The 16,919-nt window shown below is 33.5% G+C and carries 14 protein-coding genes; 8 read left to right on the plus strand and 6 right to left on the minus strand.

From position 1 onward, the window contains the following. Positions 1 to 26 precede the first annotated feature (26 nt). The 5 genes from ilvN to ACM55I_RS14120 all read right to left on the minus strand — a co-directional run bounded on the left by ilvN (position 27) and on the right by ACM55I_RS14120 (position 6,670). Positions 27 to 548, minus strand: a complete 522-nt coding sequence (gene ilvN, locus ACM55I_RS14100) for an acetolactate synthase small subunit (RefSeq protein WP_039108088.1) — start codon at positions 546 to 548, stop codon at positions 27 to 29. Between the two features lie 4 nt (positions 549 to 552). Continuing rightward, entirely contained in the window at positions 553 to 2,247 is a 1,695-nt protein-coding gene (ilvB, locus tag ACM55I_RS14105) for a biosynthetic-type acetolactate synthase large subunit (RefSeq protein WP_416847493.1), read from the minus strand. A gap of 138 nt (positions 2,248 to 2,385) precedes the next feature. After that, positions 2,386 to 4,059, minus strand: coding sequence for a dihydroxy-acid dehydratase (gene ilvD / locus ACM55I_RS14110; RefSeq protein WP_416847494.1), 1,674 nt, complete (start codon positions 4,057 to 4,059; stop codon positions 2,386 to 2,388). A 270-nt stretch (positions 4,060 to 4,329) separates the two neighbouring features. Further along, positions 4,330 to 5,445, minus strand: coding sequence for a 3-isopropylmalate dehydrogenase (leuB, locus tag ACM55I_RS14115; protein WP_416847495.1), 1,116 nt, complete (start codon positions 5,443 to 5,445; stop codon positions 4,330 to 4,332). Positions 5,446 to 5,494: 49 nt separating this feature from the next. Next, a complete protein-coding gene (locus ACM55I_RS14120) occupies positions 5,495 to 6,670 on the minus strand; it encodes a 2-isopropylmalate synthase (protein ID WP_416847496.1) in 1,176 nt (391 codons plus the stop codon). A gap of 154 nt (positions 6,671 to 6,824) precedes the next feature. Here ACM55I_RS14120 and ACM55I_RS14125 point away from each other — a divergent pair, with 154 nt between their 5' ends. Next, positions 6,825 to 8,369 (plus strand): hypothetical protein, encoded by a 1,545-nt coding sequence (locus tag ACM55I_RS14125; RefSeq protein ID WP_416847497.1) that lies wholly within the window; start codon positions 6,825 to 6,827, stop codon positions 8,367 to 8,369. A 351-nt stretch (positions 8,370 to 8,720) separates the two neighbouring features. Here the strand turns inward: ACM55I_RS14125 and ACM55I_RS14130 are convergent, their stop codons facing one another. Then, on the minus strand, positions 8,721 to 10,697 hold the full coding sequence (locus ACM55I_RS14130; protein WP_416847498.1) for an alpha-ketoacid dehydrogenase subunit alpha/beta: 1,977 nt from the start codon (positions 10,695 to 10,697) through the stop codon (positions 8,721 to 8,723). Between the two features lie 174 nt (positions 10,698 to 10,871). Between ACM55I_RS14130 and ACM55I_RS14135 the strand changes: the two genes are divergently transcribed. The 7 genes from ACM55I_RS14135 (at position 10,872) to ACM55I_RS14165 (ending at position 16,886) form a co-directional block, all read left to right on the plus strand. Continuing rightward, complete coding sequence (locus tag ACM55I_RS14135) at positions 10,872 to 11,822, plus strand: isopenicillin N synthase family dioxygenase (RefSeq protein ID WP_416847499.1); 951 nt, start codon at positions 10,872 to 10,874, stop codon at positions 11,820 to 11,822. 139 nt (positions 11,823 to 11,961) lie between these two features. Next, a complete protein-coding gene (locus ACM55I_RS14140; RefSeq protein ID WP_416847500.1) occupies positions 11,962 to 12,291 on the plus strand; it encodes a translation initiation factor in 330 nt (109 codons plus the stop codon). A gap of 41 nt (positions 12,292 to 12,332) precedes the next feature. Beyond that, positions 12,333 to 13,202 (plus strand): nucleoside phosphorylase, encoded by an 870-nt coding sequence (locus ACM55I_RS14145; RefSeq protein ID WP_416847501.1) that lies wholly within the window; start codon positions 12,333 to 12,335, stop codon positions 13,200 to 13,202. A 97-nt stretch (positions 13,203 to 13,299) separates the two neighbouring features. After that, positions 13,300 to 14,424, plus strand: a complete 1,125-nt coding sequence (locus tag ACM55I_RS14150) for an SDR family oxidoreductase (protein WP_416847502.1) — start codon at positions 13,300 to 13,302, stop codon at positions 14,422 to 14,424. A gap of 115 nt (positions 14,425 to 14,539) precedes the next feature. Further along, a complete protein-coding gene (locus ACM55I_RS14155; protein WP_416847503.1) occupies positions 14,540 to 15,067 on the plus strand; it encodes a GNAT family N-acetyltransferase in 528 nt (175 codons plus the stop codon). Continuing rightward, the gene (locus ACM55I_RS14160) at positions 15,067 to 15,933 is read left to right on the plus strand and encodes a substrate-binding domain-containing protein (protein WP_416847504.1); all 867 of its coding nucleotides are present in this window, start codon (positions 15,067 to 15,069) and stop codon (positions 15,931 to 15,933) included. The genes ACM55I_RS14155 and ACM55I_RS14160 overlap by 1 nt, the downstream gene beginning before the upstream one ends. Positions 15,934 to 15,953: 20 nt before the next feature. Then, positions 15,954 to 16,886: a transglutaminase-like domain-containing protein gene (locus ACM55I_RS14165; RefSeq protein WP_416847505.1), complete on the plus strand. Its 933-nt coding sequence runs from the start codon at positions 15,954 to 15,956 to the stop codon at positions 16,884 to 16,886. Positions 16,887 to 16,919 lie beyond the last annotated feature (33 nt).

Raw genomic sequence — 16,919 nt, forward strand, 5'->3', positions numbered from 1 at the left:
TATAAAGTGTTACTGCAAAATGAATTCTATTTAAGTTCTTCTAATAAAGTTGATATTTCCATTTTTTCTTTGGAAACCGATATTCTTCCTGAACGTACAAATTGCATGATTCCGAAAGGTTTTAATTTTTCATATAGTTCTTCAATCTCAGAGCGTCTTCCAGATTTTGAAATCACAAAAAAGTCTCTTGATACTGTGACGATTTCCGAATGACTTTCTTTAATGATGTTTTGTATTTGTCTTTCGTCAAATAACAAACTCGAATGTATTTTGAACAAAGCACTTTCTAAGAAAATAGTTTCTTCATCAACATGATAAAATGCTTTGATTACTTCGATTTGTTTTTCGATTTGACCTACAATATTTTTTACCCATTTTTCAGTTGTATCCACTACAATGATGAATCTGGAAACATTTTCTATTTCTGATTCGGATACATTAAGACTTAATATATTGATATGGCGTTTCAAGAATATTCCTGATATTCTGTTTAATAAGCCAACGTTGTTTTCTGAATAAACAGAAATGGTGAATGTTTTATTTTCCATAATATTAACTTAATCTCATCTCAGAAACCGATGCTCCTGTTGGAATCATTGGGAATACATTATTTTCTTTTTCTACCATAACTTCAAGGAAGTACGATTCTTTTGAAGCCATCATTTCAGCAACGGCAGCATCTAAATCTTCTCTTTTGGTTACTTTTTTAGCTTTAATATAATAGCCTTCAGCAATCGCTATAAAATTAGGATTTATCATCTCCGTAGAAGCATATCTTTTGTCAAAAAACAATTGTTGCCACTGACGTACCATTCCTAAAAATTCGTTGTTCAATACAACAATTTTCACAGGAACTTTAGTTTGAAAAATAGTTCCTAATTCCTGAATTGTCATTTGAAAACCACCATCACCAATAATAGCAACCACTTCACGTTCTGGCATTCCCATTTTTGCCCCAATCGCAGCCGGCAAAGCAAATCCCATCGTTCCTAAACCTCCGGAATTAATGATGCTTTTAGTCGAATTAAATTTGGCATAACGACAGGCAAACATCTGGTGTTGCCCTACATCAGGTACAATTATAGCGTCACCTTTAGAATGTTTATTAATCATTTCGATAGTTTCCCCCATAGAAATTCCTTCTTTCTTAGGTTTCAGCTCTTCATTGATTACCTCTTCTAGTTCAATTTTATACATTTCCTTGAACTCGTTGTGCCAAGATTCGTGTGTATTACTTTTGATAAAAGGAAGTAAAGCAGTCAAAGATTCTTTGACATCAGCTAAAACGGCCACAGTTGTTTTTACATTTTTATCTATCTCCGACGGATCAATTTCGAAGTGAATAACTTTGGCTTGTTTTGCATAAGTGGCTAAATTTCCAGTCACACGGTCGTCAAAACGCATTCCAAGTGCTATCAAAACATCACATTCGTTTGTTAATAGATTAGGTCCGTAATTTCCGTGCATTCCTAACATTCCTACATTTAAGGGATGATCTGTTGGCAATGCCGAAAGTCCTAAAATAGTCCAAGCAGCAGGAATTCCAGATTTTTCAACTAATGCTTTTAATTGTTCTTCCGCTTCGCTAAGAATAATTCCCTGACCAAAAACAATATATGGTTTTTTTGCATTGTTGATTAGTTCCGCAGCTTCCTTTATTTTTTCAATATCTAAAGTTGGTTTTGGGTTGTAACTTCTAATGCTCGTACATTTTTTATAACTAAATTCAATTTCGTCAAATTGCGCATTTTTTGTAATATCAATCAATACGGGACCCGGACGACCTGATTTTGCAATAAAAAAGGCTTTTGCAATGATTTCAGGTATTTCATGTGCCTCGGTAATTTGATAATTCCATTTAGTTACTGGAGTTGAAATTCCAATAATATCAGTTTCCTGAAACGCATCTGAACCTAATAAATGTTTTCCTACCTGGCCAGTGATACAAACCATTGGAGTAGAATCAATTTGAGCATCAGCAATACCGGTTACAAGATTTGTTGCTCCAGGACCTGAAGTCGCAATGGCAACTCCAACTTTTCCTGTTGCTCTCGCAAATCCCTGAGCCGCGTGTGTTGCACCTTGCTCGTGACGTACTAAAACATGCTGCAATTGATCTTGAAATTTATATAATTCGTCGTAAACCGGCATGATGGCACCTCCTGGATAACCATAAACCAAGTCTACTCCTTCTTCTAATAAGCATCTTATAACGGCTTCGGCGCCGGAAATTTTAGTATTTTCCATTTTTTATTTTTTTAGCAACTACCTTTTTTAAAATTTACTGGCAATAGCAATTTCAATGGCAATTTCAAAATTCACTGGTAATAACAATCAAAATATTTTTTTGATATTGATATTGACTTTTGAAATTGCTATTGGTTTTTATTTATCGGTTACACATCCTTCAGAGGCACTGGAGACCGAACGCATATATTTAAGCAACACACCTTGTTTAATTGGTGATTCTGGTTGAACCCAGTTGGCTTTACGTTTTGCGAATTCTTCGTCAGATATTTTCATATTGATAGTATTTTTCACAGCATCAATGGTAATAACATCACCGTTTTCTATCAATGCAATTCCTCCACCTTCATAGGCTTCTGGAGTAACGTGTCCTACTACAAAACCGTGAGAACCTCCAGAGAAACGTCCGTCAGTAATCAAAGCGACAGTACTTCCTAACCCAGCTCCCATAATGGCAGATGTTGGTTTTAACATTTCAGACATACCAGGGCCACCTTTTGGACCACAGTAGCGAATAATCACTACGTTTCCAGGCTTAACTTCACCTACTTGTATTCCTTTAATGACATCTTTTTCATTTTCAAAAACTACTGCTGTACCTTCAAAAAACTCTCCTTCTTTTCCGCTAATTTTAGCCACACAACCTTCTGAAGCTATGTTTCCGTATAGAATTTGAATATTTCCAGTAGCTTTTAATGCTTTTTGGATTTCATGAATTACTTCTTGACCATCCTGTAAATCAGGAATTGAAGCTAAATTTTCAGCTATAGTTTTTCCTGTTACTGTCAAACATTCACCGTGTAAGAAACCTTCTTTTAATAAATATTTCATTACTGCTGGAACACCTCCTACATTATGTAAATCTTCCATTAAGTATTTACCACTTGGTTTCAAGTCAGCTAATAATGGTGTTTTATCACTAATATCTTGGAAATCTTTTAATGTGAGTTCAATACCTACAGCATGAGCCATTGCAATTAAGTGCATCACAGCATTTGTAGAACCCCCTAAAACTGCTACCATCGTAATAGCATTTTCAAATGCTTTACGAGTCATGATGTCTCTAGGCTTAATATCTTTTTCTAGTAATATTTTGATTGCTTTACCAGCATCAGCACATTCTTGTTTCTTTTCCGGACTCAAAGCAGGATTAGAAGAACTGTATGGCAAACTCATTCCTAATGCTTCAATTGCTGATGACATCGTGTTTGCTGTGTACATACCACCGCAAGCACCTGCACCCGGACAAGCATTTTGTATCACCCCTTTAAAATCTTCAGGTGTAATGGTGTTGTTGAATTTTTTTCCTAAAGCTTCAAAAGCAGAAACAATATTCAAATCCTCCCCTTTCCATTTTCCAGGATGAATCGAACCACCATATACCATAATAGAAGGACGATTTACTCTTCCCATAGCCATTAAGGCGCCTGGCATATTTTTATCACAACCCGGAACAGCGATCATACCATCATACCATTGCGCTCCCATAACGGTTTCGATAGAATCTGCAATTACATCACGAGAAACTAAAGAAAAACGCATGCCATCATTCCCATTTGAAATACCGTCACTTACACCAATAGTATTAAAAATCAAACCCACTAAATCTTCTTTCCAGACGCCAGTTTTAATATCTTTAGCCAAATCGTTTAAGTGCATGTTACAAGGATTTCCGTCGTAACCCATACTCACAATTCCTACCTGCGCTTTTTTAAGATCCTCTTCTGTCAAACCAATTCCGTAAAACATCGCTTGAGAAGCGGGTTGTGTTTCGTCTTGGGTGATTGTTTTGCTGTATTTATTTAATTCCATTATATGATTGTTTCTGTATTTTTAAATTTATTCCAAAAAAAAACCTTCCAAAATAATTGGAAGGTTTTAAATATTTTTTTAATTATATCTATAACATTCCTGTTGCATATGTGATTACCACATTGACATTAATAATTGAAGAAATAATTGTTCCGATTTTCATTTTTTTTATTTGTTTCAAAAGTATGAAAAACAAATAGAACAAAAAAACAGAACCTTACTATTATAAGCACTTTTCAATTATTAAATGCACTTTTGATTATTGTTTTGTCAAACAATAGTCGATTGTCCTATTTGGACGTTGTCACTTTTAAAATATAAATCGTCTTTACTTAAAATGACATTCGAAATAAAGTCTCCAACTTCATTGGTACCAAATTTTGAATCTGCTTTCAAATCTATTGTCACCACATTATATTCAATCGCTTTTTCTACTGCTTCATACACTTTTTTGGCTTCTTTATGCAGTCCAAAATGTTCCAAAAGCATTGCTGCTGATAATATTGAAGCAATTGGATTAGCACTGTTTTTTCCTTTTGCTTGCGGATACGATCCGTGAATAGGTTCAAAAAGCGCATTTTTATTCCCTAATGATGCCGAAGCCAATAATCCTATAGAACCTGTAATGACACTAGCTTCATCAGATAATATATCTCCAAATAAATTTTCAGTCAAAATGACATCAAATTGTTTTGGATTTAGGATAATTTGCATCGCAGCATTATCAACAAAAAGAAAATCCAATAGTACATCTGGATAATTTTGGCTAACTTTTTTGACGACTTTTCGCCATAATCGAGAAGTTTCAAGCACATTGGCTTTATCCACCAACGTTACTTTTTTGCGTCTATTTTGCGCGGCTTTAAAAGCCAAATGCGTAATTCGGGTGATTTCTTCTTCTGAATATTCGCATAAATCAGAAGCGATTGTACCCGCTTCATTTAATTTTTTCTCCCCAAAATAAATACCTCCGGTAAGTTCTCTGAAAATAGTAAAATCTGCCCCTTCGATTAGATGTCTCTTTAAAGGAGAAGAATCTAATAAGGCGTTATATGGTTTTATAGGTCGGATATTTGCAAAAAGACCTAATTCTTTTCTCAATTTTAATAAACCTTGCTCCGGACGTACTTTCGCACTAGGATTGTTGTCATATTTTGGATCGCCAATAGCGCCAAACAAAACAGCATCCGTATTCAGGCAAAGATTAAGCGTTTGTTCGGGAAGCGGGTTTCCTGTTTTGTCAATTGCAATAGCCCCCATAAGAGCTTCTTCAAAAACAAATTCATGATCATATACTACACCTATAGCATATAAAGCTTTCTTTGCCTGTAAGGTCACCTCTGGACCTATTCCGTCTCCCGGCAGTACTGCTATTTTTAAATTCATGGTTTCATTTTTTATCTAAAAGATTACTATTATGCAAATAGTGCTTTTATTAGCTTCGTATTAAATCGCTTTGTATTTTACAAGCTTCAATAATTTGATGAATATCATCATCTAAAACTTCTTTTTTGATGTCAGCAAATTTTAAGAACTCAATATAAACTACATCCAATTGTACTTTGGTAAGTTCATATCCTACTTTTTTTGCTCTGTATGCCAATGCTGCTCTACCACTTCTTGCAGTAAGAACTATGGAAGACTCATTGACACCTACATCCAAAGGATCCATGATTTCATAAGTTGCTCTATTTTTAATCACACCGTCCTGATGAATTCCTGAACTGTGTGCAAAAGCATTAGCACCAACAATCGCTTTATTTGGTTGCACCATCATTCCCATACTTTCTGAAACTAAACGACTCATTTCGTTCAACTGCTTCGTATTGATATCAGTGTATAGATTTAAATAAGGATGTTGTTTGAAAATCATTACCACTTCTTCAAGTGCTGTGTTTCCGGCTCTTTCTCCTATTCCATTTATGGTACATTCTATTTGTCTTGCTCCATTTACCGCACCAGCAATAGAATTGGCTGTTGCCATTCCTAAATCATTATGACAATGACAAGAAAGAATAACATTTTCAATACCTTTTACATTTTCTTTTAGGTATTTTATTTTTGCGCCATATTCTTCAGGTAAGCAATATCCGGTAGTATCAGGAATATTAAGTACTGTAGCACCTGATTTTATTACTTCTTCGCAAACTCTTGCCAAGAAATCATTATCAGTTCTACCAGCATCTTCAGCATAAAATTCTACATCTTCGACATACGATTTAGCATGTGAAACAGCAAATTTTGCTCTAGCGATAATATCTTCTCTAGTAGTATTTAATTTGTGTATTATATGTGAATTTGAAGTTCCAATTCCAGTATGAATACGTGGTTTTTTAGCATGTTTTAAAGCAGCTGCAGCAACGTCTATATCATTTTTTACTGCTCTGGTTAAACCACAAACAGTTGCATTTTTCACAATCTTACTAATTTCAGAAACAGATAAAAAATCACCTGGACTAGAAACAGGAAAACCAGCTTCAATAATGTCAACACCCATTTCGTCTAAGCGATTTGCTATCACGAGTTTTTGTTTGGTATCTAATTTACATCCTGGGACCTGTTCTCCATCTCGTAAAGTGGTATCAAAAATTTGAACTTTCTCTCTATTCATTTTCATTTATTTAATGTAATTTCACATCTCGATAACAAATTTATATTTCATTACTTTAATATAAAACTCATTTTAATGAAATATACTGCTTATAAAGAGAATTAATACTTTATAACTAATTGACTAACAACAAATTAAGTTCCTATATATTACAATGGCTAACCATCAAAAAGATTTCTTATTTGTATTAATAAAATCCCTTTCAAAGTCTGAAAAAAGACAATTTAAGATTTTTGCGAGCCGACTCGAGACAAGTTCCAATACAAAATTCATCGAATTATTCAATATTTTAGATAAATCAGAAGTGTATGATGAGAAACTTATTTTGAAAAGCGGTATCATTAAAAAAGTACAATTATCCAACCTAAAGTCCTATTTATACAAACAAATTTTAGTGAGTATTCGATTGAATATTCCGAGTCAAAACATTCGGTATCAGCTAAGAGAACAAATTGATTTTGCCGCTATATTGTACAATAAAGGTTTGTACAAACAAAGCTTAAAAATATTAGACAAAACAAAGATTCTGGCATTAGAAAATGATGAAAAACTGATGGCCTATGAAATTGTAGAATTCGAAAAATTAATAGAATCACAATACATTACCCGAAGTATTCAAGGCCGCGCCGATGAGTTAGTGATTCAAGCCAAAGAATTAAATTATCGCAATACAATATCCAGTAAATTATCTAATTTATCCCTGCAGCTTTATGGCATTATGCTCAAAACGGGTTATGTAAAAAGTGACGAGGAATATAAATACATAGACGACTATTTCAACAAACACATTTCTAAATTTGACGAGAAAAAATTCGGATTTCGAGAAAAATACTGGTTTTACAATGCTAATCTTTGGCATAGCTTTTTAGTGCAAGACTTTTTAGCGAGCTATAAATATGCCTACAAATGGGTGAATCTTTTTTATGATAATCCCAATATGATCTATCTAAATCCGGTCTTTTTCCTCAAAGGAAATCATTATTTGCTGGAGTCTTTATACATGCTTAAATACAAATCAAATTTTAAAAAATATTTGGTTTTATTAGAAGAAACTATTAACGATCCTCGTTTTCCGGTGAATGATAATATAGCTTCTTTATCATTTTTGTATTTGTATAACAACAAATTAAATTATCATATTTTAGAAGGTACTTTTGCCGAAAGTGAATACTTAATTCCTGAAATTTTAGATAAATTAAAATTACACAGTGAGCATCTCGATGAACATCACGAAATGTTGTTTTACTATAAAATTGCCTCCATTTATTTTGGCAATGAAAAATATAATGAATGCATCTTTTATTTAGAGAAAATTATAAACAACAAAAATCTGACGATGCGAGAAGATTTAATGTGCTTTTCTCGAATTCTTTGTCTGATCGCCCATTATGAATTGGGTAAAGATTATTATTTGGAAAACCAATTAAAAAACACCTACAAGTTTTTATTGAAAATGAACGACTTACATGAGGTTCAAAAGGAAATTATGCGATTCATGAAAAATCTAAACTCTATTTATCCTAGTGATATCAAAAAAGAGTTTGTAAAAATGAGAGCGCGATTTATCGAATTGGAAAAAAACACCTATGAAAAAAGAGCGTTTCTTTATCTTGATATAATATCCTGGCTGGAAAGTAAAATCGAAAACCGCAAAATCAGTGATATTATTAAGGAAAAAGCGAAACTGAGTAATAGGTAATTTCATCATTGAAGTATTAACTAAACTTGAAGATGCCGAAAAAAATTTAAAAAAACGTTTCATTTCGCCACCAGAAAAAAAAATGTATCTGGAAGAAATAGCTTTGATTAAGAAAATATTTATGGAACAGGACTAAAACGCTACGTTTAAAAAATATTCATTACTTTTAAAGAACACTTAAAAATTAAAATTATGAATGGATTTTTCAAAACGATACTAGCAGGTTACGGCGCCAAAAAATTAGGTGGTGGCTGTTTTTGAACAATTATACTATTTATAATTATCTATTGGATATTAGGTCATTTTTAGAGTTTTGATTCTAAAAACAACCTAATCCTATAAGTTCAAATATTAGTAATTCAATAATTCTTTCAAATCATTTTCGAACCTGCCTTTCGGTAAATATTGATCTTCCAGTGCTTTTGTAAATGGAATTGGCGTGTCTAAACTCGCCACGCGTTTTACCGGCGCATCAAGGTATTTGAAACAATTCTCCATTATCAATGCCGAAATATCGCTTGCGATTCCACCAAACATAGAATCTTCCTGATAAATAATCACTCTTCCTGTTTTCTTTACCGATGCAAAAATAGCCTCGGTATCCAAAGGTTGTAAGGTTCTTAAATCCAATACATCAGCTGAGATTTCAGGATTTTTTTCTAATGTTTCCAAAGCCCAATGTACCGCGGCACCAAACGAAATTATAGTGACCTGATTTCCTTCTTTTAATAAAACTGCTTTTCCTAATGGAATCGTATAATAATTGGTAGGAACGTCTTGGTAAACGCTTCTGTACAATTGCTTGTGTTCAAAGAATAATACAGGATTTGGATCATTGATAGCAGTATTCAAAAGCCCTTTGGCATCATATGGAAATGCCGGGTACACCACTTTTAGCCCCGGAGTTTTAGTAAACCAAGCTTCATTGGTTTGCGAATGAAAAGGCCCCGCTTGTGTTCCGCCACCGCAAGGCATCCGTACCACAACATCAGCCTTTTCTAACCAACGATAATGTGATTTGGCCAATAAATTCACAATTGGATTGAATCCTGTTGAAACAAAATCGGCAAACTGCATTTCGACAATCGCTTTGTATCCATTAATCGATAATCCCATTCCTGCCGAAACCACGGCACTTTCACAAATTGGCGTATTGATGACACGCTCTTTGCCAAACTGTGCTACAAAACCATCGGTAATTTTGAAAGCACCACCATATTCAGCAATATCTTGTCCCATGATAACTGAGTTTTCATGACGTTCCATTGACTGCCTCAAACTGGTAGAGATGGCATCAATAAAACGAATATTTTCTTTTTCTTTTGATGGTTTAACTTGCTCAAATTTAAATGGTTTATAAACATCTTTTAATTCTTCACTTAACGAAGATTCAATCTCAGGTTCGGCATTGGCAACAGCCAAACTTTCATCAATGTCTTTCTTTATTTCAGCATGCAAAGCCGCGTCAAAATCAGCTGTAAGAATTACGTTTTCTGTTAAATATTTTCTGTAATTTTCTACTGGATCTTTAATAGCCCACATGTCCATTAACTCTTGCGGAACGTATTTTGTGCCACTCGCCTCCTCATGTCCACGCATTCTGAAGGTTTTGAATTCTATTAAAACTGGACGTGGATTTTCTTTCATCGAAGCTTTCAATTCGGATAACAAATTATATACTTCCAGAATATTATTACCATCAATAATATGGCTTTCCATTCCGTATCCCTTTCCTTTATCAGCTAGATTTTCGCAACGGTATTGTTCATTTGTAGGTGTCGAAAGTCCGTATCCGTTATTCTCTATTACAAATAGTACTGGCAATTCCCAAACCGAAGCTATATTTAAAGCTTCATGAAAATCGCCTTCACTTGTGGCTCCTTCACCCGTAAAAACTGCGGTAACTTTTCCGTTTTTTTTGAGTTTATTGGCCAAAGCAATTCCGTCAGCAACACCTAATTGCGGACCTAAATGCGAAATCATGCCTATGATCTTATATTGTTGTGTTCCAAAGTGAAAACTGCGATCACGCCCTTTGGTAAAACCATTGGCTTTGCCTTGCCATTGCGAAAACAATCGGTACAAAGGAATGTTTCTTCCTGTAAAAACACCTAGATTTCTATGCATTGGTAAAATATACTCATCTGAATCTAAAACTGCCGTAACACCTACAGAAATAGCCTCTTGACCAATTCCAGAAAACCATTTGGATACTTTTCCCTGACGAATAAGAATCAACATTTTTTCTTCTATCAGTCTTGGCTTCAGTATTCTTTTATATAAATCTAATAATTGATCGTCAGTGAGATTTTTTCGGTCAAAAGTCATTTTTTCAGTTTTATTATATGGTTCAAAGATAAAAAAATATAACAGTTTAGTGTTATTTTGTTATATTTTTTTATTTTGTTTATGATTTTTAAAATACAGATATAAAATTATTCTTTACATTTGTATCTGCAAGGTTTTAGACGTTGTAAGTTATAAAAAAAATATTTTAAAAGTATGCAAAACATTCCTAGTGTTGACTTGCGTGATTTCCTTTCGGACGACCCGAAACGTAAACAAAAATTTGTAAATGAAATCGGAAGTGCATTTGAAGATATTGGCTTCGTAGCACTCAAAGGGCATTTTTTAGACGACCAACTGGTTGATGAATTGTATGGTGAAATCAGAAATTTTTTCACTTTGCCATTAGAAACAAAGCGTAGTTATGAAATTCCTGGAATTGGCGGACAAAGGGGTTATGTTTCTTTTGGAACAGAGCATGCCAAAGGCAGAAAAGAAGGAGATTTGAAGGAGTTTTGGCACTTTGGACAATATGTATCCAAAGATTCCAAATATGCTTCAGAATACCCTGAAAATGTTGAAGTAAAAGAATTGCCCCGTTTTAATGTTGTAGGTAAAGAAGCCTATCAAATGCTGGAAAAAACAGGTGTTTATGTCCTGAGAGCTTTGGCTTTACACCTTGGTTTGGATGAATTTTATTTTGACCAATATGCCAAAGATGGAAATTCAATCTTAAGACCTATTCATTACCCACCTATTACTGCTGAACCAGCCAATGCGATTCGTGCTGCGGCTCATGGTGACATCAACCTGATTACCTTATTGATGGGAGCACAAGGAAGAGGATTACAAGTTCAAAATCATGATGGTGAATGGATTGATGCCATTGCTGAACCCGACGAATTGGTAATTAATGTAGGAGACATGTTATCACGTCACACAAATAACAAATTGAAATCTACAATTCATCAAGTGGTAAATCCGCCGAGAGAATTATGGGGAACTTCACGTTATTCTATTCCGTTTTTTATGCATCCAGTAAGTGATATGAAATTGGATTGTTTGGAAAACTGTATTGATGCAGAAAATCCAAAAAAATTCGAAGATATTACTGCAGGAGCTTATTTATATGAACGTTTAGTAGATTTGGGACTTATTAAAAAATAAAACTTAAATTTACGTCAAATACTAAAAGACATTGAGTGTATGCTTAATGTCTTTTGTTTTTTACTCTTTAGAAATTAAGAAAATAAACGTTGTATTTTAAATTTCTAAATGGTTTTAAATAAAAATTAATTTTAAAATTATGGACTTACAAGACCAATTAAAAAACCTTTTTCCGGAACACGAACCATCTCCAGAAGAAGCAATTGAACAAGTTGCCCACGAATTATACGTTCAAAAAGAACCCATGATTTGCAAATTCGAAAAACGAAAAGGAAAAGCTACCACTATAATTGAAGGTTACGAAGGAACGGACGAGGATTTTAAAATTCTCGCCAAAGAAATCAAAACCAAATTAAGTGTTGGTGGAACTTTCAAAGATGATTCTATCATTATACAAGGCGATTATCGGGATAAAATCATGACTATTTTAAAAGAAAAAGGCTTTAAAGTAAAACGTGTTGGAGGCTAGAAAAAAGTATTCAGTTGGGCAACCTTAAACTTAAAAAAAAAATGATACAATCATCAGAATTAATATTAAATCCAGATGGCAGTGTATACCATTTGAATTTAAAACCAGAACATATTGCGCACGATATCATCTTTGTAGGTGACCAAAATCGTGTCGAAAAAATCACTCAGTTTTTTGACAGCATCGAATTTTCTACTCAAAAAAGAGAATTCAAAACGCAAACCGGGATTTTCAAAAGGAAACGTATTACCGTGATGTCAACAGGAATTGGTCCCGATAACATTGATATTGTCATGAACGAATTGGATGCTTTGGTTAATATCGATTTGAAAACCCGTCAACCAAAAGAAAAGCTGACTTCGTTAAACATCATTCGTATTGGAACTTCGGGCTCTTTGCAAGCCGATATTCCTGTAGACAGTTTTGTGCTGTCAAAATTTGGATTGGGCTTGGACAACATGCTCCGCTCCTATTTGATTGACGAAGTTTCGAATATTGAAATGGAAGATGCTTTTGTGAAACACACCAATTGGGATTTGCGAAAAGGAAAACCGTATGTGATTGCGTGTTCTTCGACACTGGAAAAAATGATTGAAAGTGACAAAATACACAAAGGAATTACCGCTACAGCTGGAGGTTTTTACGGCCCACAAGGACGTGTGTTGCGTTTAAATATTCAAGATGAAACACTAAATTCTAAAATGGATAATTTTAAATTTGGTAACAATAAAATCACAAACTTAGAAATGGAAACTGCTGCTATTTATGGACTTTCGGCTCTTTTAGGACATAATGCATTATCGTTAAACGCTATAATTGCCAATCGAGCTTCGGGAACTTTTAGCGACAATCCTTATAAAGCGGTTGATGAACTGATTGCGTATACATTAGATAAAATTGCTTTAGGGTAAGGAGTTCTAGTTTTCAAAATCTCATCTATTTGTAGTTTTAAAAAAAGTTCTACTTTAATTTTTTAAAACTACATTTGTTTTTTAGAACAATCCAATAATGAAAATAATACTTACAGGTGCTACAGGAGTTTTAGGTTCTCATATTATGTATGAAATTCTGGAACTTTTTATCAATAATAAAATTGATGGAAAACTTTTTCTTATTGCAAGAAATAAAGGAAAAAACTCCGCTTTAGATAGAATAAACGAACTCTTATCCAGCAGTTATACTCCTAAAATCATTAAAGACAAAGGCGTAGAAAAATTGCACCAATACATCGAAATCATTGATACTGATTTAGCTTCAATTCAAGATACTTTTTCGAACCAAATAAAAGGCGCTTATTTTATTCATTCGGCGGGATACGTTAATTTGTCTACAGATGAAGAGCAACGAGAGAAAATTTTTGATGAAAACACTACAATTACAAAATCACTTTTTAATATATTTCATCCCTTTATAAAAAAGTTCATATATATAGGTACTGCATTTTCATCAGGAATCCGAAAAGGATTAATTGTTAATGATTTTCATAGTTTAGGTTTCAAACCGGAGCACCGCAATGCGTATGAAAAGGCTAAATTCCATTCTGAAAATTTTATAGCCCAAGAATGTAAAAAAATAGATTTACCCTTCCAAATTCTGCGTCCAAGTGTGATTGGAGGTAAAATGTTAGGAACCGAAAACCAATATTTCATCCCGAAATACATGGTTTTTTATCTTTTGGCAAAATTCTTTCACTTTACTTCCCAGCGAAAAGGCGAACAAGAAAATGTCCGTTTTATCATCAATGAAGAAACTGTTTTGAACATTATCCCTGTCGATTATGTGGCAAAAGTAATTGTAAACACCTTCGAAAGAGCCGATATTGAACAGCTTAATATTGTAAATACTAAAAGTTTTAATATGGTAAAAGGTTTGCAATTGATTATGAAGGAAGTGGGTTACACTAATTTCACTTTAATACAAAATCCGTTAGATTTCAAATACAAAAACGTCATTGAAAAATTGTATTATGAAAGCATTGGTAAACATTTAAGCCCCTATTTCACGACTTCCGCCAACGAATACGATACCACTTTATTGAACTCCATTCTTGAAATACCAAAACTGGACCAAGAAGCGTTTACCAATATGATTCGGTACGCGAGAGTGAATAATTTCAAAGATATTAATGTGTAATTTTTGGAGCTAATTCCCGCTGTACACTACAATCTATTGCGCCGAACACCGGCACAATAGGATTTCCGATTTCCATCAGGGCTAATTAGTGAACCATCAAATTTTTAGTAAAAACATGAAACTTATTTTAGAAACTGACCGATTGATTTTGAGAGAAATGCTACTTTCAGATGCTAAAGCTTTATTTAAAATGGACAGTAATCCTAAGGTACATCAATATCTTTGGAACAAACCATTAACCGATATTAGTGAAGTACATTCCTCCATTGAATTTGTCAGAGCACAATACATCCAAAATAACATTGGACGATTTGTTGTTATTTTGAAAGAAACTAATGAATTAATTGGTTGGGCCGGATTAAAATACAACATCGAAATGGTAAATAATAAAGTTGATTTCTACGATATTGGTTATCGATTAAACGAAAAATTCTGGGGCAAAGGATATGCTAGTGAGGCCAGTTTTGCTTGGTTGAATTATGGTTTTAATGTAATGAAAATCAAAGTTATGGAAGCAGCAGCGCATACGGAAAATATCGCTTCAAACAGAATATTACAAAAAATTGGACTGAAAATGACCGAACAATATATGGAGGACGGCGTTTCTTGGAATTGGTATGAATTAAAAAATCCTAACCTATAATGATTACTATAAAAATAGCCGGAGTTCCGGAACATTTCAATCTTCCTTGGCATTTAGCCATAGAGAACGGAGATTTCGAAAAAGAAAATATCGATTTACAATGGACTGATGTTCCTGAAGGAACCGGTAAAATGTGCCAAATGCTTCGTGATGGAGAAACTGATATTGCCGTAATCCTAACCGAAGGAATCGTAAAAGATATCGTTGCCGGAAATCCGAGTAAAATTGTTCAGGTTTATGTGGAAAGTCCCTTAATCTGGGGAATTCATGTAGCTGCAAACTCTAATTATAAAACGTTAGCTGATCTGGAAAATACCAAAGTTGCTATTTCCAGATTAGGTTCCGGTTCGCAATTAATGGCATATGTCAATGCCGATAATCAATCCCGACTTAATTCGGGATGGAAAACGGATAATCTGCAGTTTGAGATTGTAAATACCATTGATGGTGCAGTTGAAGCTTTAACCAATGGAACTGCTGATTATTTTATGTGGGAACGTTTCATGACAAAACCTCTTGTTGACAAAGGAATTTTCCGCAGAGTTGCTGACTGCCCTACTCCTTGGCCTTGTTTTGTAATTGCTGTTCGGGATGAAATTTTAGAAAAAAATCCAAAAATAATTTCTAAAATTTTAGAAATTATCAATAAAACAACTCAAGATTTTAAAGACATTCCTAGTATTGACAAAACTTTAGCGTCAAATTATAAACAAAAAATTGACGATATTCAAGAATGGCTGTCTTTAACGCAATGGTCACAAAAACCTTTAACAGAGAAAGTGTTAAACAAAATTCAAAATCAACTATTTCAACTTAAAATTATCGATAAAAAAGGTACTTTTGATGCAATTGTAAAAGCAGTCTAGATTTCTGTTTTTATGTTATTATGATAAAAATAAAAAAAATTACTTTTCAAGGTATTAAACAAAAATTTCAGGTCAAAAAACCCTGGGATGACGTTATTATTTTTGTCTTAAACATATTAATTACGATTCCGGTTTTTATAATTGTACATCAAAACCTAATCAATCCCAATTGGTTTTTTAATATTGACCGAATCATTTTGTTCCTACTCATCGTAGTATCAATACAATTAATATTGAGATTTCTAAGAACAATTATTCTTATTTGTATTCTCTTGTATTTAATGGTCTTAATTTATGGTTCAGTGATTGGGAATTATGGTTTTAACAGTGTTTTTGAAGATTATAATTCAATGATGTATTCCATGTCGTACAATCCGTATCCGCAGGATATAATCATTGCTAAACTACTTCCGTTTCCTAATAAATCAAAAATCATTAATGCCATAGAATATCAGAATCCAAAAGTGAGGAATTTTGCGATTATGGCAACAACTAAATATTTCAAAAATGTAAAGGGATATTCTAATTACAGAACCATTATTCAATGTTTTGCCGTATTTAAAGAAATAAATCACCGTTGGAATTATGTGAGTGATCCTAAAGATGGGGATTATATTGCATCTGCCAGTGAATCATTAGACTATTTTTCAGGCGATTGTGATGATCATTCCATCTTAATGGCAGCATGTGTCAGAGCAATTGGAGGGACTCCCCGATTAATTCATACTAAAGGACATATTTATCCAGAAATATTAATTGGCTCCCAAAAAGATTTAGAAAAAGTAAACTTTCTAATTAAAAATATTTTGTTTGTAAGTGAAAGTAACCAGAAACAACTTCATTATCACATCGATGAACGTGGTCAAATATGGATGAATCTCGACTATACAGCTACTTATCCCGGAGGTCCCTTTTTATCCGAAGAAATTCTGGGGGCATTAACTTTAGAATAAAACTATTTTAAGAATTATAAATACTTTAAATTT

The organism is Flavobacterium algoris (assembly GCF_048158525.1).
Classification (GTDB): domain Bacteria; phylum Bacteroidota; class Bacteroidia; order Flavobacteriales; family Flavobacteriaceae; genus Flavobacterium; species Flavobacterium algoris.